At 59.6% G+C, this 24,205-nt stretch carries 21 protein-coding genes; 13 read left to right on the plus strand and 8 right to left on the minus strand.

Annotated features, from left to right (window positions below; all coding sequences use genetic code 11):
• Nucleotides 1–3: 3 nt before the first annotated feature.
• The 4 genes from Q8L25_RS24210 to Q8L25_RS24225 all read left to right on the plus strand — a co-directional run bounded on the left by Q8L25_RS24210 (nt 4) and on the right by Q8L25_RS24225 (nt 6,219).
• The gene (locus tag Q8L25_RS24210; protein WP_308921834.1) at nt 4–2,598 is read left to right on the plus strand and encodes a type VI secretion system Vgr family protein; all 2,595 of its coding nucleotides are present in this window, start codon (nt 4–6) and stop codon (nt 2,596–2,598) included.
• Nucleotides 2,595–4,550, plus strand: coding sequence for a hypothetical protein (locus Q8L25_RS24215; RefSeq protein ID WP_308921835.1), 1,956 nt, complete (start codon nt 2,595–2,597; stop codon nt 4,548–4,550). The genes Q8L25_RS24210 and Q8L25_RS24215 overlap by 4 nt, the downstream gene beginning before the upstream one ends.
• Entirely contained in the window at nt 4,547–5,659 is a 1,113-nt protein-coding gene (locus Q8L25_RS24220) for a T6SS immunity protein Tli4 family protein (protein WP_308921836.1), read from the plus strand. Before Q8L25_RS24215 ends, Q8L25_RS24220 begins: the two co-directional genes overlap by 4 nt.
• A gap of 83 nt (nt 5,660–5,742) precedes the next feature.
• Complete coding sequence (locus Q8L25_RS24225) at nt 5,743–6,219, plus strand: GNAT family N-acetyltransferase (protein ID WP_308921837.1); 477 nt, start codon at nt 5,743–5,745, stop codon at nt 6,217–6,219.
• Nucleotides 6,220–6,225: 6 nt separating this feature from the next.
• Here Q8L25_RS24225 and Q8L25_RS24230 read toward each other — a convergent pair whose 3' ends face one another.
• The 3 genes from Q8L25_RS24230 to Q8L25_RS24240 all read right to left on the minus strand — a co-directional run bounded on the left by Q8L25_RS24230 (nt 6,226) and on the right by Q8L25_RS24240 (nt 8,880).
• Entirely contained in the window at nt 6,226–6,609 is a 384-nt protein-coding gene (locus Q8L25_RS24230; protein WP_308921838.1) for an Imm1 family immunity protein, read from the minus strand.
• Between the two features lie 2 nt (nt 6,610–6,611).
• Nucleotides 6,612–8,252, minus strand: coding sequence for a sulfate permease (locus Q8L25_RS24235; RefSeq protein WP_308921839.1), 1,641 nt, complete (start codon nt 8,250–8,252; stop codon nt 6,612–6,614).
• A gap of 82 nt (nt 8,253–8,334) precedes the next feature.
• Nucleotides 8,335–8,880 carry a TetR/AcrR family transcriptional regulator gene (locus tag Q8L25_RS24240; RefSeq protein ID WP_308921840.1) on the minus strand — a complete coding sequence of 182 codons (546 nt, stop codon included), beginning with the start codon at nt 8,878–8,880 and terminating at the stop codon, nt 8,335–8,337.
• Between the two features lie 126 nt (nt 8,881–9,006).
• Here Q8L25_RS24240 and Q8L25_RS24245 point away from each other — a divergent pair, with 126 nt between their 5' ends.
• The 3 genes from Q8L25_RS24245 (at nt 9,007) to Q8L25_RS24255 (ending at nt 12,152) form a co-directional block, all read left to right on the plus strand.
• Nucleotides 9,007–9,984 (plus strand): SDR family oxidoreductase, encoded by a 978-nt coding sequence (locus Q8L25_RS24245; protein WP_308921841.1) that lies wholly within the window; start codon nt 9,007–9,009, stop codon nt 9,982–9,984.
• 14 nt (nt 9,985–9,998) lie between these two features.
• Entirely contained in the window at nt 9,999–10,847 is an 849-nt protein-coding gene (locus tag Q8L25_RS24250) for a Ku protein (protein WP_308921842.1), read from the plus strand.
• 345 nt (nt 10,848–11,192) lie between these two features.
• Entirely contained in the window at nt 11,193–12,152 is a 960-nt protein-coding gene (locus tag Q8L25_RS24255) for an IS110 family transposase (protein WP_308921843.1), read from the plus strand.
• 25 nt (nt 12,153–12,177) lie between these two features.
• On the opposite strand, the gene ligD is transcribed toward Q8L25_RS24255, so the two are convergent.
• Nucleotides 12,178–14,667, minus strand: a complete 2,490-nt coding sequence (gene ligD, locus Q8L25_RS24260) for a DNA ligase D (RefSeq protein ID WP_308921844.1) — start codon at nt 14,665–14,667, stop codon at nt 12,178–12,180.
• A gap of 210 nt (nt 14,668–14,877) precedes the next feature.
• Here ligD and Q8L25_RS24265 point away from each other — a divergent pair, with 210 nt between their 5' ends.
• The 5 genes from Q8L25_RS24265 (at nt 14,878) to Q8L25_RS24285 (ending at nt 19,702) form a co-directional block, all read left to right on the plus strand.
• Complete coding sequence (locus Q8L25_RS24265; protein ID WP_308921845.1) at nt 14,878–15,201, plus strand: hypothetical protein; 324 nt, start codon at nt 14,878–14,880, stop codon at nt 15,199–15,201.
• A gap of 338 nt (nt 15,202–15,539) precedes the next feature.
• On the plus strand, nt 15,540–17,675 hold the full coding sequence (locus Q8L25_RS24270) for a TonB-dependent siderophore receptor (RefSeq protein WP_308921846.1): 2,136 nt from the start codon (nt 15,540–15,542) through the stop codon (nt 17,673–17,675).
• Nucleotides 17,676–17,684: 9 nt separating this feature from the next.
• Entirely contained in the window at nt 17,685–18,881 is a 1,197-nt protein-coding gene (locus Q8L25_RS24275; RefSeq protein WP_308925789.1) for a PepSY-associated TM helix domain-containing protein, read from the plus strand.
• A gap of 106 nt (nt 18,882–18,987) precedes the next feature.
• On the plus strand, nt 18,988–19,320 hold the full coding sequence (locus tag Q8L25_RS24280; RefSeq protein ID WP_308921847.1) for a hypothetical protein: 333 nt from the start codon (nt 18,988–18,990) through the stop codon (nt 19,318–19,320).
• A 55-nt stretch (nt 19,321–19,375) separates the two neighbouring features.
• Nucleotides 19,376–19,702, plus strand: coding sequence for a hypothetical protein (locus Q8L25_RS24285; protein WP_308921848.1), 327 nt, complete (start codon nt 19,376–19,378; stop codon nt 19,700–19,702).
• A gap of 87 nt (nt 19,703–19,789) precedes the next feature.
• Here the strand turns inward: Q8L25_RS24285 and Q8L25_RS24290 are convergent, their stop codons facing one another.
• Together Q8L25_RS24290 and Q8L25_RS24295 are read right to left on the minus strand one after the other, a co-directional pair.
• Nucleotides 19,790–20,365 carry a PIN domain-containing protein gene (locus Q8L25_RS24290; protein WP_308921849.1) on the minus strand — a complete coding sequence of 192 codons (576 nt, stop codon included), beginning with the start codon at nt 20,363–20,365 and terminating at the stop codon, nt 19,790–19,792.
• Nucleotides 20,362–20,829: a helix-turn-helix domain-containing protein gene (locus tag Q8L25_RS24295; protein WP_308921850.1), complete on the minus strand. Its 468-nt coding sequence runs from the start codon at nt 20,827–20,829 to the stop codon at nt 20,362–20,364. The genes Q8L25_RS24290 and Q8L25_RS24295 overlap by 4 nt, the downstream gene beginning before the upstream one ends.
• A 170-nt stretch (nt 20,830–20,999) precedes the next feature.
• Here Q8L25_RS24295 and Q8L25_RS24300 point away from each other — a divergent pair, with 170 nt between their 5' ends.
• Entirely contained in the window at nt 21,000–21,998 is a 999-nt protein-coding gene (locus Q8L25_RS24300) for a serine hydrolase (RefSeq protein WP_308921851.1), read from the plus strand.
• A 10-nt stretch (nt 21,999–22,008) separates the two neighbouring features.
• Here the strand turns inward: Q8L25_RS24300 and Q8L25_RS24305 are convergent, their stop codons facing one another.
• Nucleotides 22,009–22,566, minus strand: coding sequence for a fasciclin domain-containing protein (locus tag Q8L25_RS24305; protein WP_308921852.1), 558 nt, complete (start codon nt 22,564–22,566; stop codon nt 22,009–22,011).
• A gap of 162 nt (nt 22,567–22,728) precedes the next feature.
• Nucleotides 22,729–24,180, minus strand: coding sequence for an efflux transporter outer membrane subunit (locus tag Q8L25_RS24310; RefSeq protein ID WP_308925790.1), 1,452 nt, complete (start codon nt 24,178–24,180; stop codon nt 22,729–22,731).
• Between the last annotated feature and the right edge of the window lie 25 nt (nt 24,181–24,205).

A 24,205-nucleotide genomic window follows, 5' to 3' on the forward strand; every position in this document is an offset into this window, starting at 1 on the left:
AGCATGAACGACAGCATCCTGGCGGCATTGTCCGCCTTCGGTCCGGCCTCGCAGGAGCGGCGTTTGCTGCGCCTGGACTTTCCGCATGGTGATGGTCCCGCCGATACCGTGCTGCTGGTCAATTCCCTGCAAGCGCAGGAAGCGCTGTCGCGCGACTTTCGCTTCGAGGTGGAATTGTTGTCCGACGACGCCCATGTCGCCTTGAGCGCCATGATGGGGCGCATGGTGACCATCGGCATGGTGCGCGACGATGGCAGTTTGCGCTATTTCAACGGCTATGTCGGCGAGTTCCGCCTGCTGCGCGCCGATGGCGGTTTTGCCTGGTACCGCATGCTGCTGCAACCGTGGCTGGCGTTTGCCAGGCTGCGCCAGGACAATGTCTCGTTCCACGGCATGAGCGTGATACAGCTGACCGAAACCACGTTTGCGCACTACCAGCAGCGCGACTGGAAGACCTGTTTGCAGGGCGACGATCCGCAATTGTCCTGCGCCAACCAGCACAATGAAACCGACTACAACCATCTGCACCGGCGCTGGGAGGCATTGGGCTGGCACTACTGGTATGAGCACCGTCCTGACGGCCATACACTGTGGCTGGCCGACGACAGCACCCTGGCCGAGCTGATCGATGGCGAATCAGGCGGCGCCATGCAGTTTCATGCCGGCGCCGGCTCGATGGAAGACGATGGCGTCCAGCAATGGCAAGCCGTGCGCCAGCTCGGTTCCGGCCTGCTGACCCTGGCCAGCTTCGACTATAAAGACCCGCGCCCGAAACGCGCCACCGGCCATTCACTGAACCGCCAGGGCGATGTGTTTGCGCACGAACTGTACCAAAACACCGGCTCTTATGGCTATCGGGATGGCGACCATGGCGAACGGCTGGCCCAGCGCCGCATGGAGGAAAGCGATCATCTGCGCCAGTATTTCGAAGCGGCCGGCAACCAGCGCCAGGCGCAAGCGGGCCGCTGTTTTACCCTGGCCGGCCATTTCAGCGGGCAGGAAAGGCGATACCGGCGCGGCGAGCCGCGCGGCGACGACGTCAAGGCGCGCGAATACCTGATCCTGTCGGTCGAACATGTCGCCAGCAACAATTATCAGGCCGGCAGCGACGCGCCCTCGCACTACGAAAACCGTTTTGTTTGCGTGCGCAAGGACCAGCGCTGGCGGCCCGGCCGCGGCTACAACAGCCAACCGTGCCTGGTGGCCGGCGTGCAGACGGCGCTGGTGGTCGGCCCGGCCGGCGAGGAAATCCATACCGATGCGCTGGGCCGCATCCGCCTGCAGTTCCACTGGGACCGCCTGGGCGAATTCGACGAGCGCAGTTCGCCATGGATACGGGTCATGATGCCGATGGCCGGCGCACAGATGGGGCAGATCGCGCTGCCGCGCGTGGGCCAGGAAGTGGTGGTGCAATTCCAGGACGGCAATATCGACCATCCCATCGTGACCGGCGTGGTGTACAACGGCGCCAACCCACCGCCCTGGCAATTGCCGCAGCAACGCGCCCTGTCCGGCCTGCGCAGCCGCGAACTGGGCGGCGCCAGCGCCAATCACCTGGTGCTCGACGATACGCAGCAGGCCATCCAGGCCCAGCTGCGCAGCAGCCACCAGGACAGCCGCCTGTCGCTCGGCAATATCGCCCGCATCGACGACCATGCCGGCCGCAAGGAAGCGCGCGGCAGTGGCTTCGAGCTGGCCACCAATGCCTGGGGCGCGCTGCGCGCCGGCAAAGGCATGTTGATCACCACCGAAACGCCAGGCGGAGCAGGCGCCGTAAAACAGCTCGACGACACCCTGGCCCGCCTGGCGCAGGCCAGGGAACTGCAGCATGGCCTGGCCGGCATGGCGGTCGACGCCGGCGCCCAGGACAGCGCCAGCGAGCAAGGCGCCGTGGCCGACGCCATCCAGCAGCAAAACGCCGCCATCAGGGGCAGCGGCGAACAGTTCCCGGAACTGTCCGAACCGCACCTGGTCCTGGCCAGCCCGGCCGGCATCGAATTATCCAGCGCGGCATCGAGCCACCTGGCTGCCAGCGAGCATGTGGCGCTGACCAGCGGCAAGGACATCGCCCTGGCCAGCGGCCACAGCCTGTTCGCCAGCGTGGCCCACAGCCTGCGCATCTTCGTCCACAAGGCCGGCATGAAACTGATCGCCGCCTCCGGCAAGATCGCCATCGAAGCCCACAACGACGACGTCGACATCATCGCCCGCAAAGTGCTGTCGCTGATCAGCGAAGCGGACTGGGTCAATATCAAAGGCAAGAAAGGCATCCGCCTCCACGGCGCCAGCCACATGCTGGAAATCAGCGACAAAGTGCAGTTTTTCACATCGTCGCCGGTGCTGTTCAACGGCAATCTGGAAACCTTGGCGCCGAAGAGCGTGTCGCAGGAGTTCAATGAGCGCCCCCATACCAGTTTTGATCAAGCCATCCGTTTGCTGGAGGTGGACGGCAAGCCGGCAGCCGATATCGCTTTCGAGCTGATACGTGAAGACGGCAACAAAATCAGCGACATCAGTACCGCCGATGGACAAACACCCATACAAAAAGGAGAAGGCATGGACAGCTACACCATACGTTATAAGGGAGAACTGCCATGAGCGACGATAACGACCTCAATGAAGATGGCAATCATCAAGGTGAGTTTCATCAAACTGTCGGTGGTTGGGCTGAATATACGGTTAATCTGACCGAGATAAAAGACACGGTGCGTCATGACGTGACAGTTCCACCAAAAAAAATAATTCCCATAATTTTTTTGCCGGGGGTTATGGGAAGCAATTTAAGAATGACAAAAAAACGTCAAGAAGAACTGAAGCGGCCAGATAATCGATCATGGCGGCCAGATGACATGATAGACAAATCCGGCAAAGCGGCCGTCGCGACAGGTAGCGGTTTAGGCGGATGGTTCAAAAATGCGTCGCCACGCGATAGGCAACTGGTTTTCGATCCGAATGAAACTGAGGTTGAATACTATCAATATTCTTCTGAAAATGGAAAATTTTTCCCCGGTGGAAATGTTACCAAGGGTTCTGATGCACGCCATAGCAATATACCAGACGACTTTCTTGGAGTATCTCCTTTAATTTCTGTGAGTGGCAAAAAAAATTCTTATGTGGATTCCATTCAAAAACCTGGAGTTATTGGGCGATTTGTGCCTTCTGAAATACGTGAAACGCCTGCACATATAGCACGCTGGCGCGGATGGAGCGAAGTACTTTTTGCCGGAGCATACGGTGAAATGCTTCAAAAGATGGAATTTTTCATGAACAATATAATTGAAAAAAGTAACCTTAGAAAAGGCAGCATAAAACTTCATTGGCAAACTGACCCTAAAGATCCAGAGACTGGAAAACCTATTTATCAACTTTATCCAAAATATCCTGAAATCACAAAATTAGTCTTACAAAAACCAGAATCATTTGGCGCATCTGTAGGTGAACCCGTTAGACAGGAGGACCTGAGAAAAATATCACGCTGTTGGTATCCCGTACATGCAATGGGATATAATTTCATAAAAAGCAACATTATTTCCGCAAAAATCATAGCCGAACGCATTCGTGGCCTAGTTAAAGGATATCAAATGTGCGGTTTCAAATGCGATGAAGTCATACTTGTTACTCACAGCATGGGCGGACTGGTCGCGCGAGCATTGATTCATCCAAGCTATGGAAATTTACTAAAGGATAAAGATTTAAAAATTCTCGGCATTTATCATAACGTAATGCCAACAATAGGGGCAGCAAGTGCATATAAACGCATGCGTTTTGGTTTTAAAGAAAAAATGGGGCCGATCAACACAATGCAAGCAGAAGTTCTTGGTATCGATGGCCAACATGCCACTGCCGTGCTAGCAAATGCACCTGCCCCTCTTGAAATGATGCCAGGAATAGCTTATGGAAAAAACTGGCTTAAAGTTGTTGATACAAAAGAGCAGATACTGTGGAGTTGGCCACAAGAAAAACAAAATGCACTGGATAGTATTTATCTAAAACCAGACAACAACTGGTGGCGTCTCATCAATCCATTATGGATAAATCCTGCAAACATTCCAGAAGCAAAAGGTGGTGGATTAAAAAAAGTAATGGATAGGCTGAGATCCGCATTCGAGTTTTCCACATCAATAGAAAAAACTTTTCATCCAGTCACGTATGCCAGCTATTGTGAATCAAAAGAATTTCCAAGTTATGGCGAAATAGTCTTCAAGGTTACTGAAGGATTGGATGGAGGCCTGATGTCTTTTTCGAAAAAATTTATCCCACCTCCGGCAGAAACGTGGAAGCTTCTTACTGATGATGCGAAAGGAACTCTTACTGTTCAAGCCGGCTCAAAAATATTAACACTAAAATTACAACCAGCATTGGAGCCAGGTGATGAGACTGTTCCTGCGCTTCATTCAGCCAAACATATTAATGGGATACTTTTCCGTCATGGCGAAAAAAAAGATGATGGATACGAGCATCAAAACAGCTACAAAGATCCAAAAGTAATCGCATCAATGCTCTACTCGATCATTCAAATGGCAAAGAAAGCACGCTGGGATGAACAATGAATAAATATACCACTAGATTTTTTCTATTTTTTCTATTTTTTTCAACTTTAGCCACAATTAATTATTTTGGCTTAAAGCGTCAAGAGGGTAAAACCATGACTGCAATTAACAATGAAAGCATTCGAGTTTCCAAACTATTTTTAAAAACAAAATTATTATGCTTTGGGCGTTATGCCATTGAAGTACCAAAAGAAACAGATCTAATCATAGGCAGCTCAATAATTGATGTGGAAAAGTACAATTTTGAAAATTTACAATCAAAAGTAAAATACGATATTGAAAAAATATTATTTGAAGACGATACAGCAGAAATCACCCACAATAAAGAGGGACCAATCGAAAATAGCTGGCAAATTCGCTATTACGATAGCAAATTTTCAAAAGTAGACAAATTTCTTTTTTTCAGAACATTTATAAACAAAGGAGATTACACATTTATTATAAGTGATGCAGTTAGCAAGGGAAAAACTGAAAGCGAAATTTCCGACCATCATATTTTTAGTGCAAAAAATATTCGCTCCCGTGGTTTGGAAGAAATACCTTCAGATCCAGGTCTTTGTCTTGAACACGGATTTTTCGCTGAACGCTTATATAAAGAGCAGGAGATCGACAATGCAGGGCTTTACTTACCCAGCTTTCCAGATGTAACGTTTTCCATCAGTTCAAACAAGGATGCATACGGCGACTATCCTCCAGCGCAGTTTGAAACAGAAATGCGCAAAGAATTGTCCTTGCTTAATCGCATACAGGGTGCGAAAGATATACAAGGCAGCAGTTATCCCAAACGCACCTTGCTACGAGAAGGCAAGCGCGCGGTTCAGCATTGGAAGGGCGAAGAGTCCCTGATACGTCGAACCGATGGCGTGCACGATTTTGAATGGGCACTGGTTGGCAAGCCGAGAGACATCGCGAATCCGTCGGTGCTGGAAGTCAAGATGTACACCAAGGTTGCCCACAATATGGTGGGGGCGGCCGAAACCGCCTCGCTGACTGATGAAGAAGCCATCGCGCTATGGGACAAGCTCTTGTCCGGCCTGAAATTCCGAGTCAAGGTACCGGGTGCGCCGCCTGGTTCCTACTATATCGATCCGGACAAATCCGCGCAGTAAGGAGAGCATCAGCCCGGCATTGGCGCAGGCTGGCGGGACGCCATGTTTTACTGCTAGCATGGGCTTTTTGCCGGACATTCACCATGATCGAATTGCGCCCTGCCCTGCCGCTTGATATCGACGCCCTGTGGGCATTGCGCACGTTGGCCGTGCGCATCAGTTGCGCCACGCATTATTCCTCCGAACAGATCGCCGTCTGGAGCGCCTCGCCGGTGCCGGCTGGCTATGCCGGCCTGTTGGCTGCCGGTGGCGGGATTGTTGCCGTGCATGATGGGGGGATTGCCGGTTATGCCATGCTGGACCTCGACAAGCATGAGGTGGATGCCGTGTTTGTCGATCCTGCCCAGGGCGGGCTGGGCATCGGCAAGCGGCTGCTGGCGGCACTGGAGAGTCTGGCACGCGAGCATGGCATGGCCCGGCTGCATTTTTCGGCGTCGATGAATGCGGTGCCGTTTTACCAGGCGGCGGGGTTTATGGCGCTGCGCGAGGAGGCGTATGCGCACCCCAGCGGCCTGATGCTGGCCAGCGTGGCGATGGAAAAGGTTTTACCTATCAACTGACAGCCATCAGTCGGGCTGCCATTCGACCGCAACGGGCCTGGTGCCGCCGGTCGTGAAAAACGCCGCCATTGCCCGGTGGCATAGCGCAACATCGACACACCACGCGGCGGGATACACATCGACCTGGCCATTGGCCAGCCAGTAGCTGCACTCGCCCTCTTCCTCTTCATCTCCCAAGGAATGAAAACTGGCGTCATCCTGGCCGGACAAATACATCAGCCAGGCGCTGGCGCCATTCTTCAGCATGCACAGGGCTGGGCCTTGCTCCGCGTCCTCGGCCATGGTCAGCCACAATTCGCATTGCGCCAGCGACTGCGCGCGGGCCAGCGCTTGCTGCAAGTGTGCCAGCGTAGCGATGGCAACGGTTTCGCCGTGCAGATTGAGTTCCATTATCATGCCTTGCCTCCGCTCAGGTCCGCCGTCGCCAGCGCGGTGCTCAGGTAGAGCTTGCCGCTCAGCTCTTTCAGCAGGCTGCTCTGGCGCAGGCGGTCCATCACAGGGCCTTTGACTTCGGCCAGGTTCAGGCTGATGCCGCGCTTGGTCAGGGTGTTGTTCAGCTCGATCAAGCCCAGCAAGGCCGTGCTGTCGATCTGGTTGACGGCCGACAGCACCAGCACCAGGTGGCGCGCCGTCGGGTGGCCGCGCAGCTCTTCTTCGATACGTTCGGTAACGGCTTCGACGTTGCCGAAGAACAGGCCGGCGTCGATGCGCAGCAACAGCAGGTCGGGTACGGTGTGCGCTTCGTAGCGTTCGACATTACGGAAGTGCTCACTGTTCGGGATACGCCCCAGCACCGCGATATGGGGCCGGCTGGCGCGCCAGATCAGGGTGCCCATCGACAGCAATACGCCGATCACCACGCCCGCCTCCACGCCCAGCACCAGCACGCCGGCGGTGGTGGCGAGCAGGGCCAGCGCATCGCTGCGGTCGTAGCGCCAGGCCATGCGCAGGGTGTCCCAGTCGATCAGGTTGGCCACCGCAAAGATGATGGTGGCGGCCAGCACCGGCAGCGGCAGCAGCGCCAGCCAGCCTGTAGGCGCCACCAGCGCCAGCGCCAGCAAACCCGCCGTGATGATGCTGGCCAGCGGCGTGTTGGCGCCGGCCTGGAAATTGACGGCCGAGCGCGAGATGGAGCCGGTGACGGGAAAGCCGCCGGACAAGGCGCTGGCGACATTGGCCGCGCCCAGGCCCAGCAGTTCGCGGTTGGTATGCAGTTTTTCGCCGCGCTTTTGCGCCAGTGTCTGGGCGGCCGACATGCTCATCAGGAAAATGATAAAGGCGATCAACAGCGCCGGCGATAGCAAAGTGCGCCAGTGGGCGCTTGACGTGGCCAGGTTCAGGCCCGGCAAGCCGCTCGGTACATGGCCGGTCACCTGCACGCCCATACTACCCAGGCCGCCATAGGTCACCAGCAAGATACCCGTGATCACCAGCAGCATCGGCGCCAGGCGCGCGCCCACATCGGCGGCCGTCCTGCCCAAGCCGCAATGTTGCAGCAAGCGTGACAGATAGCGCCTGGCCAGCCACAGGCAGACCAGGCTGGCCAAGCCCAGCGCCAGGCTGGGGCCGTGCCAGTGCGGCCAGGTGGCGCCCATCAGCGGCGTGACCTGGCCCCACATGATGAGAATGGAGGCGCCATTGCTGAAGCCGCTGATCACCGGGCGCGACAAAAAGTTGGCCATGAAGCCCAGGCGCAGCACGCCGCACAGCAGCAGCACGATGCCGCTGATAAACGCCAGTTGTGCGGCCAGCACGATATACAGGGTGGAGCCAGGGTCGGCCAGTGGCGCCAGCGCGGCGGCCGTCATCAGCGAGACGATGGCCATCGGCCCCACCGATTGCGTCATGCTGCTGCCGAACAGGGCGTACAGCACGGGCGGCAAGATGCTGGCGTAGATGCCGACCACGGGCGGCAGGCCGGCCACCAGCGCATAGGCCATGCCTTGCGGCACCATCATCATGGCCACCACGATACCGGCGGTTATGTCCCCCGCCAACAGAGGACGCCGGTATTGCCTGAGCCAGAGCAGCATGATGCGATCCCAAAATCTGAAAACCGAAGCCTATCATGCGACGAGGCCGGCTGACAGGGGAACAGCGCGCAATCAAGCCCGATCAGGCCAGCAGTTGCGCCTTGACCGCATCGAGTATCTCGGCCGACAGCGCCGCGTCATCGACGGTGCGCGCCAGCACCATGGCGCCCACCATGGCGGAAAAGGTGGCAATCGCCTGTTGGCGCCGTTCTTCGGGCGCGCCGTCCGGCAGCAGGCCGGCCAGCAGCTCGAACTGTTTTTTGGTCGCTTGCGTAAAGGCCGGCTGAGCACCGGGCTGCATGCGTGCCACGTCCTGGCCCATGGCTGCCGCCGGGCAACCGCCGCCGGGCGCGTCGCGGTGGCGCGTGGTCAGATAAGAATCCACGATGTCCGGCAAGGTCTTGCCCTGCCAGCCGGCCAGCGATTTTTTCAGCGCCAGTTCGCTGGCCTCGATCATCAAGTCTTCCTTGGACGCAAAATGGCCATAGAAGCCGCCGTGCGTCAGGCCCGCGTTTTTCATCAAATCGGCCACGCCGATGCCGTCATAACCCTTTTCGCGAAACAACTTCGCCGCCACTTCGACGATGCGCTCGCGGTTCAGCGCCGCCTGTTCTCTGCTCACTTTCATGCCGCCTCCTACAATAATTATGCTCATCATATATCTTTGCGGCGGATTTTTCCACTCTGTTAGCAAGCGCACCGTATCGCCTCGCCACTGCCTCGATACTGAAAGTTAGCCAACATGGAGGTCAGCATGAGCGATAACCAGAACCAGTCGACCGGCAATTTGCAGCGCAGCATCCAGCAGGAACAGGATGCGCGCGATGCCGCCAAACCCGATGCACCGGAGAAAAAGGACGCCGTGCAGACCGGCAACCGCACCCAGCCGGGCACGCCCCTGCCCTCGCAGCACCTGGACAAGCCCGGCATCGAAGCGCAGATGCAGTTGAAACCGCGTTTCCTGGCGCCCGACTATTGCGGCAGCGGCAAGCTGGCCGGCATGGTCGCCATCATCACGGGCGGCGATTCGGGCATCGGCCGCGCCGTGGCCGTGCTGTATGCACGCGAAGGCGCCGATGTCGCCATTATTTATTTGAATGAACACGAAGACGCCAACGAAACCAAGCGCTATGTGGAAGCGGAAGGCCAGAGCTGCCTGCTGATCCCCGGCGACGTGCGCGAGCAGCGTTTCTGCCAGGAAGCCGTCAGCCAGGTAATGGCCAAGTTCAACCATATCGATGTGCTGGTCAATAACGCGGCCTTCCAGGAACATGCGGAGTCCTTGCTCGACCTGTCCGAAGAACGCTTCGATCTGACCATGAAGACCAATGTGTACGGCTACTTCCATATGGCGAAGGCGGTGCTGCCACACCTGAAAAAAGGCGCGTCCATCATCAATACGGGATCGGTGACGGGTCTGAAAGGCTCGAAAAACCTGCTCGACTATTCCACCACCAAGGGCGCGATTCATGCGTTCACCATGGCGCTGGCCGGCAACTTGCTGGAAAAGGGCATCCGCGTGAACGCCGTTGCGCCCGGCCCGGTGTGGACGCCATTGAACCCGGCCGACAAGTCCCCGGAAGAAATCACCAAATTCGGCGCCGATACCGACATGCACCGCCCGGCCCAGCCGGAAGAATTGTCGCCGGCCTATGTGTTCCTGGCCTCCCCTGCCTGCTCCAGCTATATCACCGGCATCGTGCTGCCCGTGACCGGCAGCGTGGGCGAATAGAAAGAAACCAGACCATGCCTAGAGCCTTGTGGAAGGGTGCGATCAGCTTCGGCCTCGTGCATATCCCCGTCGAGCTGATCTCGGGCAGCAAGGATCACGAACTCGACCTGTCCATGCTGGACCGGCGCGACTTTGCGCCCATCGGCTTCAAGCGTTACAACAAGCAGACGGGCAAGGAAGTGGTGTGGGACGACATCATCAAGGGTTATGAATACAAGCCCGACGAATACGTGGTGCTGTCCGACGAAGACCTGAAACGCGCCAACGTGAAGGCCACGCAAACCATCGACATATTGACTTTTGTCGATGCGGGCGACGTGCCGCTGACCTATTACGAGCATCCGTATTATTTGCTGCCCGGCAAGGGCGGCGAGAAAGTCTATGCCCTGCTGCGCGAAACCTTGCGCAAATCGGGCAAGATCGGTATCGCCAACGTGGTGATCCGCACGCGCCAGCACCTGTGCGCGCTGGTGTGCATCGACAAGGCCATCGTGCTCAATACCTTGCGCTTTGCCGATGAGCTCCGCGAAATGGACGATCTTGAGCTGCCCGGCAGCACCCTGAAGGCGGCCGGCATTTCCGACAAGGAACTCAAGATGGCGCTGTCACTGGTCGAAGGCATGAGCGAGGAATGGCAGCCCGAGCAATACAAGGACACCTACCGCGACGACGTGCTGGCGCTGGTCAGGAAAAAGATCAAGGCGAAACAGACCAAGACCATTACCGCGCCCGAGCCGGAGGCCGAGGAACAGGAAAAGCCCGACAATGTGATCGACCTGGTGGCGTTACTGCAGCAGAGTTTGGGGAAGAAGGCGCCGGTCAAGGCGGCGCGCAAACCGGCGGCGAAACGCAAGGCCGCGTGATGGTGAACGTGGGTCGAGCGTAGGTCGGGTTAGCGCGCAAGCGCGTAACCCGACAACATTGTTGGCGTCGCTGGTATTGTCGGATTACGCGCGTAGCGCTAATCCGACCTTGTATTATTCCTCTCATGCGGTTGGTGGTGTTGCGAACAACATCGGCCGCTGTCAAAATTCTTGGTAGGCATATCAAGACCGGGTAACTGGATGCCGTATCCGCCCTTAGGCTCAAAGCCAGCGATGTAGATCTCGCACCAGTTACCCACCCTCCATGTCAAGATCGGACAGTATCTTTGGCACCGGCACGCCGGTAGCCCGCATTCACAAGGTAGATCGCAAGAGGACCACAGCATGTTTAATTTAGGAATCGACGTTGCCAAGGCCAAGCTGGACTGCGCACTGCGCCTGCCCAATGGCAAGCACCGTAACAAGGTAGTAGAGAACAATCACAAAGGATTTGCTGCACTGAGCGAATGGCTGCTCAAGCATGATGCCGGCAACCCGAGAGTATGTATGGAAGCGACTGGCACTTACTGGGAAGGGGTTGCCGAATATCTGGCCGGACTTGGCATGGTGGTCAGTGTCATCAATCCGGCACAGATGAAGGCCTTTGGCGCCTCGCGCATGGTACGCACCAAGACCGACAAGGTCGACGCGCAGTTGATTGCCGACTTTGCCCATGAGCGCCAACCGCAGCCGTGGACAGCGCCGTCGCCCGCCGCGCAGGCACTGCGCGCCTTGGTGCTGCGCCTCGAAGCGGTGCAAGCGATGCGGTTGCAGGAAACGAATCGGCTCGACGTCGCGCGAGAAGCGGTACGCCAGGGTATCGAGGATCACATTGCCTGGCTCGACAAAGAAATCAAGGAACTCATTCGCGCCATCAAGCGCCATATCGACGATGATCCGGATTTACGCGATAAGCGCGAGCTGCTCGACAGCATCCCTGGTCTGGGTGAGCGCACGATACCAGTGTTGCTGTCGTACTATGCCGATACCGAGCGCTTCGACAACGCCAAGCAAGCCGTGGCGTTTGCGGGACTCGACCCGCGCCAGCACGAGTCAGGATCGAGCGTACGTGGCAAGCCACGCATGTCGAAGATTGGTCACAGTTTCCTGCGAAAGGCGCTGTACATGCCAGCCATGGTGACCGTATACAGGACACCATGGGGTCAGCGCTTTGGCCAGCGGCTCAGCGCTGCCGGCAAGGCACCGAAACTGATCATCGGCGCCATGATGCGCAAGCTGGTGCACGTGGCATTCGGCGTGCTCAGGTCGGGAAAAATATTTGATCCAACCTTGCACAACGCTTGACGGGGATAACAGTATCTACGTGACATTAACGGGGTAATTCAAACCCCAACTTTTTCATCGCAGCATCAATCCCCTTCGCGCTGCGCGCATAGCTGTCCCACGGCGTATTGCCCACATCCAGCCGGCTGTGCACATTGCTTACATTCCATTGATCCGCCGCTTTCAGCTTGTCGAGTTCCTCCCATGCTAGCGGCACGGAAATGCCCAGGCCCGGCCGCGTGCGCACCGACCAGGCGGCCACCGTGGTGGCGCCGCGGCCATTGCGCAGGTAGTCGATAAAGATCTTGCCGACCCGGTTGGCCGGCCCGCTTTTCACGACAAAACGTTTCGGGATCAGCTCGGCCATATGCGCGACGATGGCCTGCGAGAAGGCTTTTACGGTATCCCAGTCGTGTTTCGGCCGAATCGGCACCACCACGTGCAGCCCCTTGCCGCCACTGGTTTTCAAAAAGGCGGGCAAACCCAGTTCGGTCAGGAAAGCGCGCAGCAGCACGGCCGACTCCTGGATCGCCGGCCAGCCCACGCCCTTCCCAGGGTCCAGGTCGAATACCATGCGGTTGGGCAGCTCGTAGGCCTTGGCCAGCGCATTTTGCGTATGGAATTCGACCACATTCCATTGTGCCGCCGACAGCAAACCTTGCGCGCTGGCCACTTCCAGCATCGACGGGTGCTCCGGGTCCAGTTTGGCATCAAGCTGTTTTACGCCCGGCATTTTCGATACTTCCGCATGTTTCTGGAAAAACAGTTCGCCGCCGACACCCGATGGCGCGCGCACCAGCGACACGGGCCGGCCCCGCAGATGCAGCAGCATCAGCTTGCCGACCAGCGCGTAGTAGCGCACCAGGTCGATCTTGGTGGCGCCGCTGTCCTTGTCGATCACGCGGTCAGGGTTGGTAATTTTCAGGCTGGCCGGCAAGATGCTGGATGGCTTTTCGTCTGGCATGGATGGTTCCTTTTTCGCAGTGACGGTTTGCGGCCGTTCACGCACGATGGCGGAGGCCGGCTTGTCGGTGCGCAGACCATGAAATACGGCATGGCGGACGGCGCCGCCGCTGGTCCACTGGGCAAAGCTGACCTCGGCCACCAGGGTCGGCTTGACCCAAGTCGCCTTGCGCACGCCACCCGCCTTGCCCGCATAGGGACTGGTATCGACGGTCAAGGCATCGAGCTGGCGGCGCAAATCGAGCAGGGTATCCTGGTCGAAGCCGCTGCCCACATTGCCCGCGTACTGCAGCTTGCCGTCCTTGTCATGGGTGCCCAGCAGCAAGGAGCCGATGCCGCTGCGCGCGCCCTGCGGCTCGGTATAGCCGCCGATGACGAATTCCTGGCGCAAGCCACACTTGAGCTTGATCCACTCGTTCGAGCGGCGCGCCGTGTAGCGCGAACCGCGCCGCTTGCCGATCACGCCTTCCAGGCCCAGCTTGCAGGCCGTGGCCAGCAGTTTCGCGGGCGTGGCATCGAGTTCATCGCTGAAACGCACCAGCGGTGATGTGGGCAATTGATCCAGCAGTTGCCGCAACAACGCGCGGCGCGCCTCCACCGGCTGGCCGCGCAAGTCATGGCCATCGAAATACGGCACATCGAACAGGTAATACGCGATATCGCTGGTGGCCTCCTTGTCGAAAGCCTGTTGCAAGGCGCCGAAACTCGGGTGGCCATCCTTGCCATTGACGACGATCTCGCCGTCATACCAGCCAGGCGGCAAGCCCAGCTTGGCCAGTGCCTGCTGCAGCTTGGGCAGCTTGTGCGTCCAGTCGTTGCCGTTGCGCGTGATCAGGGCAATCTGCTGGCCGTCGCTCCGGGCCAGGATGCGGTAGCCGTCGAACTTGAGCTCGAAGATCCAGTCTTTGGCGTCCGTCGGCGGCGCATCGACCAGGGTCGCCAGTTGCGGCGCCAAGGTGGCCGGCAGCGCGCTGGCCGGCGCCGCTGGCTGGGCCGTGGCCTTCTTGCGCTTGGGCATGGGCTTGCTTTTTACGCTGTCGGGCAATTCGTCGACCACCGAGTATTCCAGCGCGGGCCGCGTGTAATCGTCCTTTTCCTTGATCAACAGCCAGGCCGGCTGCTTTTCGCCCTTGCCCTTCATGCGCACCAGCACCCAGTTGCCGTGCATCTTGTGGCCGTGCAAGGTGAATTTCAGGTTGCCGGCCGCAAGCGCCTTGCGCGGGTCCGGCGTGGCCGCCTGCGGCTCCCAGGTGCCCTTGTCCCAGATAATGACCTTGCCGGCGCCATATTGTTTTTCCGGAATCGTGCCTTCGAAGCTGGAATACGAGATCGGGTGGTCCTCCACCTGCACCGCCATGCGCTTGTCTTTACTATCGTAGCTGGGCCCTTTCGGCACGGCCCAGCTTTTCATGGTGCCATCGAGTTCCAGCCGGAAATCGTAATGCAACCGGCTGGCCCAGTGTTTCTGGATCACAAAGCTCAGCTGTTCGCCCTCGGCCTCGCCACCACCGGCGGGCTCGGGCGTGATGGCGAAGTTGCGCTTGGCTTGATAGGTTTTCAGGGCATCTTTCATGGCAAACCCATGCTGTGATCGTGTCCCTAGTCTAGATGGCGTCCCGGCCCCACGCAGTACGCCAGCTAACAGAGCCGGGCGGGCCATTGAAAACCGCCAGTTGTAAGTGTTTGTAATCGGCTGTCAACCAAGTTGCCGCCAGGCGCGTTTTTGGCTCAGTGACAGGGGAAACATCTTCTGCACACCACCCACTTCTTGAGGAACTGCACCATGAAAAAAGTTATTGCTACCATCATCGCTGGCTTGTTCGCTACCGCAGCCTTTGCCCAGACCCCGGCCGCCCCAGCGGCAGCCAAGGCCGAAGCCAAGCACACCAAGGAAGTGACGAAAGCGGAAGCCAAGGAAACCAAGGCAGTGGCCAAGGCCGACGCCAAGGAAGCGGCGACGGTTGCCGACGCCAAGGCTGACGTCGCCAGCGCCAAGGCAGATGCCGGCGCCGCCAAGGCAAAAGCCCATCACAAAGCCAAGAAAACCAAGGCCAAAGCTGCCGAAGAAAAAGCTTCCGCAGTGGCTGAAGCACCTGCCGCCAAATAACTACCGGCTTCCCGTACACGAAAAGACAGCTACGGCTGTCTTTTCGCACATGGGCGCTACATTTTGCACTTGCGCGACCTGCACCGCATCGAGCTGCGCCAGCAACTCTTTCAGGGATGATCATTCCAGCGCGCCGCAGCTGGCACCTGGCGACCATGGGATGAGCGGGGACAAATCGGGCATGAATGCGGCCATGCGGGAATCAGCGAATAATGTAAAAGCGCGTAAAGATGCGAAAAGAAAGGCGATTTCCTGAGCGGTGCAATTGTACGGCGATGCATGGCGTCATAAAATTGAGAACTATTCTCATTCTCATTACGATGCCAGGAGTTGTTTCAATGCCAGTCCGTACCATTGCATCCCACTTGTCCGCACTGCCGCTGCGCCCGCTGGCCTTGGCCATTTCCCTGGCGCTGAGCGCCGGCCTGTCCCACGCCGCCGACGATATGCAGGCAGCAGCCGACGACAGCACCATGCCGACCATTACCGTCACCGGCGCCCACGAGGATTCCTATACGGCGCGCAGAAGCGCATCGGCCAGCAAGCTCGATCTGTCGCTGCGCGAGACGCCGCAATCGGTGTCGGTGGTCACCCGCGCGCAGATGGATGATTTCAGGCTCGACAGCGTCAACAAGGTCCTGGTGCAAACCACCGGCGTGACGGTGGAAGAAGTGGAAACGGACCGCAGCTACTACACCGCGCGCGGCTACGACATCACCAATTTCCAGTACGACGGCGTGGGCATCCCCTTTATTTTCGGTAATGTAATGGGCGGCCTCGATACGGCCATCTATGACCGGGTCGACGTGGTGCGCGGCGCCAATGGCCTGATCTCGTCGACCGGCAACCCGTCGGCCACCATCAATTTCGTGCGCAAGCGCCCCACCGAAGGCCTGGCCGCCTCGGCTGCCCTGACCCTCGGCTCCTGGAACACGCGCCGTCTGGACGCCGACGTGTCGACGCCCCTGAGCACCGACGGCAAGGTAGCGGCCCGCTTCGTCGTCGCCCACCAGGAAGGCGACTCCTGGCTGGACCGCTATTCGCCCGGCAAGGACGTGGCCTACGCCGTGGTGGAAGCGAAGCTGGCGAACGACACCACCTTCACCGCCGGGCATACCTACCAGAAGACCAAGGCCAAGGGCGGCATGTGGGGCGCGCTGCCGATGTACTACAGCGACGGCACGCAGACCAATTACCCGATCTCGACCTCGACCTCGGCCGACTGGTCGCGCTGGAACACGGAAACCAACAGCACCTTCGCGGAACTGACGCACCGCTTCAACCCCGACTGGAGCGTCAAATCCACGCTGACCTACACCAAGGCCAACTCAAACTCGCAGCTGTTCTATGTATACGGCACGCCGGACCGCGCCACCGGCGATGGGCTGTACAGCTACCCGTCCAAATACAATTCGAGCAATGAACAAAGCCTGTTTGATATTTCCGCCACCGGCAAATTCGACCTGGCCGGCCGCCGGCACGACCTCACTTTCGGCGCCAGCTGGTCCAGGTCAAAGCTGCATGACGTGTCCTACTATGGCCAGGGCATCGGCACCGCGCTGCCGAACGGCACCGCCTTCGATGGTTCCTATCCGATTCCCACGTTCGATGCGTCGACCGACGGCAGCGCCTACAGCGATACGCGCAAGAACGCCTTTGCCGCCGCCCGCTTCAACCTGGCCGACAGCACCAAGCTGCTGGCCGGCGTCAATACCGTCAAGGTCGACAGCAAGGGCGCAGCCTATGGCGTGAGCAAGTCGACCTCGCAAAGCGACACCACGCCCTACCTGGGCCTGGTGCAGGACATCAACCGCCATGTGTCGGCCTATGCCAGCTATGCGGAAATCTTCAATCCACAAAGCGATACCGACGCCAACGGCCAGACCCTGGCGGCGGCCACCGGCAAAAGCCTGGAGCTGGGGGTGAAGGGAGAGTTGTTCGACGGCCGCCTGAACCTGTCGGGTGCCGTTTTCAAGATTCGCCAGCAAAACCTGGCCGAAGCGGCCGGCACCACCGCCACCTTCAAGACCATCTACAAGGGCGTGGATTCGGAGTCGACAGGCTTTGAACTGGAAGCGTCGGGCGAAGTGGCACACGGCTGGCAAGCCAGCGCCGGCTACGCGCAATTGCGCATCAAGGGCAATGACGGCAACGACGCGCGCACATTCATTCCGCGCAAGCAGTTCCATGTGTCGACCACCTATCTGGTACCGGCCGTGCCGAAACTGAAGGTGGGCGCCAACCTGACCTGGCAGGACGATATCCACCTGGCCGTCGGCGACACGATCGACCTGCGCCAGGGCGCCTACGCGCAACTGGGCCTGATGGCCAGTTACGACCTGACAAAAAATGTCAGCCTGTCGCTGAACCTGAACAACGCGACGGACAAGAAGCACCTTACCAGCCTGTACTGGGACCAGTCTCTGTACGCGGCCGGCCGCAATGGCAGCGCGACGCTGAGCTGGAAGTACTAGGCGATGCGGCTGCGTCCACTGCTGGTCCTGCTGCACCGCTGGTTCGGCCTGGCGGTGGCGCTGTTCCTGTTCATTTCGGGCCTGACGGGCGCCGTCATCTCGTGGGATCACGAACTCGACGCCTGGCTCAATCCGCAGCTGTTCCATGCTGCCAGCGGCACGGAACATGCACACGCCCGCACCGGCCTGGAGCTGGCATCGCAGGTCGAAGCGCAAGACCCGCGCGTGCGCGTCAACTACACGCTGACCGCGTTGGAACCGGGTCATACGGCGCTGATGTCGGTCGAAGGCAAGATCGATCCCGCCACCGGCAAGCCCCATGACCTGGGCTACAACCAGATAGCGGTCGATCCTGTTACCGGTACCGTGCAGGGCACGCGCCAGTGGGGCCAGGTATCGCTGGCGCGCGAGAACCTGCTGCCTTTCCTGTACAAGCTCCATTACACCATGCATATCCCCGACGGCTGGGGCATCGAGTTCGGTGTCTGGCTGATGGGCATTATCGGCATCGTATGGTTTGTTGACTGCTTTATCGCGCTGTATCTGTCGTTCCCGAATCTTCGCAGCTGGCGCAAGTCGCTGGCCTTTCGCTGGCGGCAAGGGGGGCACCGGCTCAATTTTGATTTGCACCGCTCGGGCGGCGTGTGGCTCTGGCTGTTATTGCTGATCCTGGCCGTGACTTCGATCTCGATGAACCTGCAGACGCAGGTAATGCGCCCGCTGGTGGCCAAATTTTCTACCCTCAGTCCGAATGCGTTCGACAGCCGCACGCCGCAGCCGCCGGAAAATCCGGTCGAACCGCTGCTGACGCGCGAACAGGTGGTGGCGCTGGCGAAAACCGAAGCGGCAAGACGGGGCTGGACCTTGCCGGCCAGCGGCGTGTTTTATTCGTCCAGCTACGGCCTGTATGGCGTGGGCTTTTTCGAAGCGGACAATGACCACGGCGACGGTGGCCTGGGCAATGCCTGGCTGTATTTCGATGGCCGCGACGGCAGCCCTGCCGGCGGCGTGATTCCCGGCACCGGCAGTGCCGGCGACATCTTTTTGCAAGCGCAATTCCCGCTGCATTCGGGCCGCATCCTCGGCCTGCCGGGACGCATCATGATCTCCATGATGGGGCTGCTGGTGGCGATGCTGAGCGCGACGGGCCTGGTCATCTGGCTGCGCAAGCGCCGCGCGCGCACGCTGAAAACGATCCAGTTGTAAGTGATTGTAATGCTCGTCAACGGCCAGGCTTCGGGGCGCGTTTTCTCCTCAGTGACACGGGAATCATCCCGGCACCAACAGACAAACCACCACTGAGGACTGCACCATGAAAAAACGCATTTTCAACCTGAGCGCTACCCTGATCGCCGGCCTGTTCGCTACCGCAGCTTTTGCCCAGACTCCTGCGGCGCCTGCAGCCTCAGTACCGGCCAAGGCCGAAGCGGCGCACACCAAGGCCGACGCCAAGGAAGCGACCGCCGCCGTGAAAGCCGATGCGAAAGTCGCCAAGACCGAAGTGGCTGCAACCGCCGATGTCGCCAGCGCCAAGGCCGATGCAAGCGCCACCAAAGCCAAAGCGCATCACAAGGCCAAGAAAACCAAGGCCAAGGCCGATGAAAAGCTGGCCTCGGCCACTGCCGAAGCGGCGCCCGCCAAGTAATTACAAGCACGAAAAACAATCGCTTTTACCGCATCCCACATACTGAGGAACTGACATGAAAAACACCATCGCCGCCCTGATCGCCACCGTCTTCGCCACCGCCGCTTTTGCCCAGGCCCCTGCAGCCCCAGCACCGGCCAAGGCGGAAGCCACCCACACCAAGGAAGTGGCCAAGGCCGAAGCCAAGGAAACCAAGGCAGTCGTGAAAGCCGACGCGAAAGAAGCGGCAGTCGCCGCCGATGCGAAAGCCGATGTCGCTGGCGCCAAGGCCGATGCCAAGGTCAAGAAAGCCAAGGCCCACCACAAGGCCGCCAAGGCAAAGGCCAAGGCTGATGAAAAAGCCGTGGAAGCCGCACCGGCAGCGCCAGTCGCAGCAAAATAATCGCTATAAGGTAGCGCCAGAAAGACAGCTTCGGCTGTCTTTTTTTCGTTCCGAAGACATCGTTTGCATGCGCGTGTGCACGCGATATCAGATCAGAAATTCGAAACCGCCAAGCAGTTTGACGGTTTCTGGAAGTTTCTGTTGCAGGAGTTTGTCGAGATAGAGCCTGGCATTGTGAGGCGGTTTTTTCAACGCCGCCCGCTGTCGCTGCGCGGCCTTGAGAACTGCCGCCTGATCCAGATCCCACAAATCCACTATGAAGGTATCGGGATGTAGCGGCTCAATGTTAAACGGGGCCAGTGTGGTTTTCGGGAAATCCTTGAGGTTGAATGTCACGATAACGGAAGCGTTGCACTTGATTGCGGCTGCGAGGACGTGGCGATCATCCGCGTCCGGTAACTGAAGGCTTTCTAGCAACGATTCATAGTCGGTGACGAGACCGTCAGGCACGGCCTTGTCCATCAGCGAGGACGTGCGATCGAGCTGCTCGCGCGTCAGGTCCGGGCGATTGATCAGAAGATTGCGCTTCCACTCATCATGCACCTGCGCCGACCAGCGTGCCCGATAGGCACCGGTCAGCGCCAGATGCATCAAAAAATCCCTCAATGGCGCGGGATAGAGCACATTGGCATCATAAAATGCCGTGAACGAGGACTGCCTCATTCATATCCCATTTCCAGTTCCTGTGCCTGCGCCACCAGTTCATCCATGGCGGACAGGCTGGTTCGCTCACGCAGCGCCTTGTACTGCATCAGGTCGGCAAACTTGATGCGGCGATGCCTGCCTGTCTTAGTATGCGGTAACGCTCCTTCATCCAGCATTTTTATCAGATGAGGCCGTGAAACGTTGAGGATGTCGGCACCCTCCTGGGTGGTCAGCTCGGCATGAATGGGCACGACCTTGACGGCATTGCCCAATGCCAGCTCGCTGAGAATTTCACCAAGCAAACGAAGGGCGAACGTCGGCATGTCAATGACTTCGCGCTGCTGCATCTCGTCGATCAGCTCTATGCGCTGGGTCTCCGACTTTGTCGAGATAAATGCTGCCAACTGGCGGCCTGACTCTATCGCCGCATTGATCGCCCTTTCATCAGGCAAAACGGTGCGGGCCAAGGTTGCGGTAGTCATGACGGTCTCCAAACTAATCTAATGCCAGATACGAAGTCTAATCGAAATAAACGAAAAGCACAATAAACGCAATAAGCGCAACGACAGCTGTATATCTTCGTGCAAACTTCACCACAAGCCAGCGTGCATGAGCGACACTACAGGCCTTGCCCTTGTAACGAAAGTTCGCCATGCGCCGCTTGCCCCTGCCGCTGTTACTGCTTGTCGCCTTGCATGCACCCTGCGCCGCCGGCGCCTCACTGGCGCAAGTGCTGCAAGAATTTGACCATGACAGCCATGCCGACCTGCGCGCGGTGGTGGTGCTGCGCGACGGCGCGCTGGTGGCCGAACGCTATTACAACGGCCAGGCACAAAACGGCCTGCACGACATGCGCTCGGCCGGCAAGAGCGTCACCGCGCTGCTGGTGGGCGCCGCCGTCGCGCGTGGCCAGCTGGCGACCACGGGAACCGTCGGCCAGTACTGGCCGGAGGTCGCCGGCAGCCCTGCCGGCCAGGTGGTGCTGGACAATCTGCTGACCATGCGTTCGGGCTTGGCCGCGTTTGACGAGGATGCGGCCTCGCCGGGCAATGAGGACAAGCTGGACGAAGCGCCGGACCCTACCGCCTTTGTGCGCGGCGTGCCAAAAGCCGGCGCGGCGGGCACGCTGTACCGCTACAACTCGCTGGGAGCGTATATCGCCGGGCGCGTGGTGGAGCGCGCCAGCGGCGTCGAACTGGACACCTTTGCCGGCAGCGTGCTGTTCGCGCCGCTGGGCATCACGCGCTGGCAATGGGGCCGCGACGTGGCAGGCCACGCCAAGGGACAGGGTAATTTGTCGTTGAGGCCGCGCGACATGGCACGCATAGGGCAACTGGTGCTGGACGACGGTGTGGTGGATGGCAAGCGCGTGCTGGCGAGCAGTTGGCTGCAAGCCGCGCTGGCGCCGCGCGTGGCGATCGGCGAGGTGGACCGCTACGCCGATCATTATGGCTATTTCTGGTATGGCAAAACGTATGACGTCGCCGGTGAAAACGTCAAGGTGTCTTTTGCGTCGGGCAATGGCGGCAACAAGATCTATGTGATCCCGGCGCGCCGCATGGTGGTGGCGGTGGCGTCCAGCGCCTATGGCAAGCCGTATGGCCAGCGGCGCTCGGAAGATATCCTGAAAGCGCTGCTGGCGGCGGATTGAACGGGGCGGTTTATTTCGGCATCAGCACCGTGTCGATCACATTGATCACGCCATTCGACTGGTAGACGTCGTAGGTGCTGATATTGGCGGTGCCGCCGGCTTCGTCCATCACGACGATATTGTGCATGCCGTTCATGGCGAACATCAGCTTGCCGCCGCTGGCGGTCGGCAAGGTCGCTTTACCATTGTGCATCTTGATTTCCTTCGCCAGCGCCTTGAAGTCGTATTTGCCGGGTACCACGTGGTAGGTCAGGATCTTGGTCAGGGTCTCTTTGCTCTCCGGCTTGACCAGGGTCTCGACGGTGCCGGCCGGCAGCTTGGCGAACGCCGCGTTGGTCGGCGCGAAGACCGTGAACGGGCCTTTGCCCTTCAAGGTATCGACCAGGCCGGCGGCCTTGACGGCGGCCACCAGGGTGGTGTGATCGGCCGAATTGACGGCGTTGTCGACGATGTCCTTGGATGGCAGCATGCTCTGTCCACCGACCATGGTGGTCATGTCGGCGGCGAAGCTGGCGCCGGTGGCCAGCATGGAAGTGGCGAACAGTACTGCGGGAATAAAGGTGCGCATGATGATCTCCTGGATGACTGCCTGTGCATGATTGCAGGAGTACTTACGCGGCCATGCTGGAATCGGATTCAATTCAGTCAAACAAAAAAAACGGCGCAGTGCGCCGTTTCATGAAACCCTCCCTTGTTGCGGGCCGGCGTGAGCCGACCCGCAGTGCCGGGATCAGTTGGCCGCGACTTGCGGCTCCGGCTCGCCCCAGCCGCCGCCCAGGGAGCGGATCAGCGCCACGGTGGTGACGGCGCGGTTGCCGCGCAATTGCACGGCGCTGCGTTCGACGGCCGACAGGTTGCGCTGCGCGTCGAGCAGGTCCAGGTAGCTGGAACGACCGGCGTCATACAGCTTCTGCGCCAGGTCGGCCGAGCGGCGCGCCGAGACCACCGCTTCGTCGATCTGCTGCGTCTGGCCGGACAAGATGCGCAGGCCGGCCAGGTTGTCTTCGACTTCGGCAAACGCCACCAGCACGCTCTGGCGGTAGGTGCCGACCGATTCTTCCAGCTGCGCTTCGCTGCGCGTCACCGCCGCCTTGTTGCGGCCACCGTCGATGATCGGCATCGACATCAGCGCGCCCAGCAGCCAGGAGCGGCTGCTCCACTTGAACACGTCCGAGAAGGTGTCGGCCGCGCCGCCGCCCGAGGCGTTCAGCATCAGGGCCGGGAACATCGCCGATTTCGCCACGCCGATGCGCGCATTCGACGCTTCCATGGTGCGCTGGGCCGAGGCGATATCGGGCCGGCGTTCCAGCAGGGTCGACGGCATGCCGGCAGGGATCACCGGCAAAAAGGCGCTGTCCTGCAGCGGGTTGACGACGGCCGTGAAGCTGGCCGCCGGTTTGCCCAGCAAGACCGCCAGCGCATGCTCGCCGGTGGCGCGCTGGCGCTGGAGGCCGATCGCTTCGGCGCGCGCCGTCGACAGCTCGGTGCGGGCCCGCGACAGATCGAATTCGCCGATATCGCCCAGGTCATAGCGGCGCTGGTTCACATGCACGCTTTCTTCGCGCAGGCGCACCGTCTCGGCCAGGGTCGCCAGTTCGGCATCCGTCGCGCGCAGCTGGAAGTAGGTCTGCGCCACGTCGGCCTGCAAGGACAGCAGCACCGAGCGGTAGGTCGCTTCCACCGCCAGCGCATCGCTGCGCGAGGCGCTGACATTGGCCGCCACGCGGCCGAACAGGTCGACTTCGTAGCTGGCCGTCAGGTTGGCCTGGTAGACATTGGTGGCCGCCACCGGCGCGCCGTTCGGCAGGCCCAGCGACACGGCGGAAGCGCGGTTACGCTGGCCGCCGACGTTCACGCCCACTTGCGGGATGCGGTCCGCTTCGGCGATGCCGGCAATCGCCCTCGCCTGCTTGACGCGGGCGGCCGCCACGGCCAGGTTGGCGTTGGCCTGCGTGGCCTCGCCTATCAGGCCGGTCAGCGTGGGGTCGTTAAACGCCAGCCACCATTCGCCGCGCGCCTGGCGCTCGGCGTAGTTCACTTGCGCCTGGGACCAGCGGGTGCCGTCCTGCGCCGTCTGCACCGCCGGCACTTGCGCTTCCTTGAAAGCGGCCGGGGTGGCGATCTGCGGCTGCTGGAAATCGGGCGCGGCGCAGGCTGCCAATAGCACGGCGGCGGCCATCATGCTGAGCACTGGTTTCAACAGCGGT

It is taken from the genome of Janthinobacterium sp. J1-1 (assembly GCF_030944405.1).
GTDB lineage: Bacteria > Pseudomonadota > Gammaproteobacteria > Burkholderiales > Burkholderiaceae_D > Janthinobacterium.

Bases quoted from the DNA above. Each gene is read 5' to 3' on its own strand.
- Q8L25_RS24210 (WP_308921834.1), top strand. From the start codon at position 4: ATGAACGACAGCATCCTGGCGGCATTGTCCGCCTTCGGTCCGGCCTCG.
- Q8L25_RS24215 (WP_308921835.1), top strand. From the start codon at position 2,595: ATGAGCGACGATAACGACCTCAATGAAGATGGCAATCATCAAGGTGAG.
- Q8L25_RS24220 (WP_308921836.1), top strand. From the start codon at position 4,547: ATGAATAAATATACCACTAGATTTTTTCTATTTTTTCTATTTTTTTCA.
- Q8L25_RS24225 (WP_308921837.1), top strand. From the start codon at position 5,743: ATGATCGAATTGCGCCCTGCCCTGCCGCTTGATATCGACGCCCTGTGG.
- Q8L25_RS24230 (WP_308921838.1), bottom strand. From the start codon at position 6,609: ATGGAACTCAATCTGCACGGCGAAACCGTTGCCATCGCTACGCTGGCA.
- Q8L25_RS24235 (WP_308921839.1), bottom strand. From the start codon at position 8,252: ATGCTGCTCTGGCTCAGGCAATACCGGCGTCCTCTGTTGGCGGGGGAC.
- Q8L25_RS24240 (WP_308921840.1), bottom strand. From the start codon at position 8,880: ATGAAAGTGAGCAGAGAACAGGCGGCGCTGAACCGCGAGCGCATCGTC.
- Q8L25_RS24245 (WP_308921841.1), top strand. From the start codon at position 9,007: ATGAGCGATAACCAGAACCAGTCGACCGGCAATTTGCAGCGCAGCATC.
- Q8L25_RS24250 (WP_308921842.1), top strand. From the start codon at position 9,999: ATGCCTAGAGCCTTGTGGAAGGGTGCGATCAGCTTCGGCCTCGTGCAT.
- Q8L25_RS24255 (WP_308921843.1), top strand. From the start codon at position 11,193: ATGTTTAATTTAGGAATCGACGTTGCCAAGGCCAAGCTGGACTGCGCA.
- ligD (WP_308921844.1), bottom strand. From the start codon at position 14,667: ATGAAAGATGCCCTGAAAACCTATCAAGCCAAGCGCAACTTCGCCATC.
- Q8L25_RS24265 (WP_308921845.1), top strand. From the start codon at position 14,878: ATGAAAAAAGTTATTGCTACCATCATCGCTGGCTTGTTCGCTACCGCA.
- Q8L25_RS24270 (WP_308921846.1), top strand. From the start codon at position 15,540: ATGCCAGTCCGTACCATTGCATCCCACTTGTCCGCACTGCCGCTGCGC.
- Q8L25_RS24280 (WP_308921847.1), top strand. From the start codon at position 18,988: ATGAAAAAACGCATTTTCAACCTGAGCGCTACCCTGATCGCCGGCCTG.
- Q8L25_RS24285 (WP_308921848.1), top strand. From the start codon at position 19,376: ATGAAAAACACCATCGCCGCCCTGATCGCCACCGTCTTCGCCACCGCC.
- Q8L25_RS24290 (WP_308921849.1), bottom strand. From the start codon at position 20,365: ATGAGGCAGTCCTCGTTCACGGCATTTTATGATGCCAATGTGCTCTAT.
- Q8L25_RS24295 (WP_308921850.1), bottom strand. From the start codon at position 20,829: ATGACTACCGCAACCTTGGCCCGCACCGTTTTGCCTGATGAAAGGGCG.
- Q8L25_RS24300 (WP_308921851.1), top strand. From the start codon at position 21,000: ATGCGCCGCTTGCCCCTGCCGCTGTTACTGCTTGTCGCCTTGCATGCA.
- Q8L25_RS24305 (WP_308921852.1), bottom strand. From the start codon at position 22,566: ATGCGCACCTTTATTCCCGCAGTACTGTTCGCCACTTCCATGCTGGCC.
- Q8L25_RS24310 (WP_308925790.1), bottom strand. From the start codon at position 24,180: ATGATGGCCGCCGCCGTGCTATTGGCAGCCTGCGCCGCGCCCGATTTC.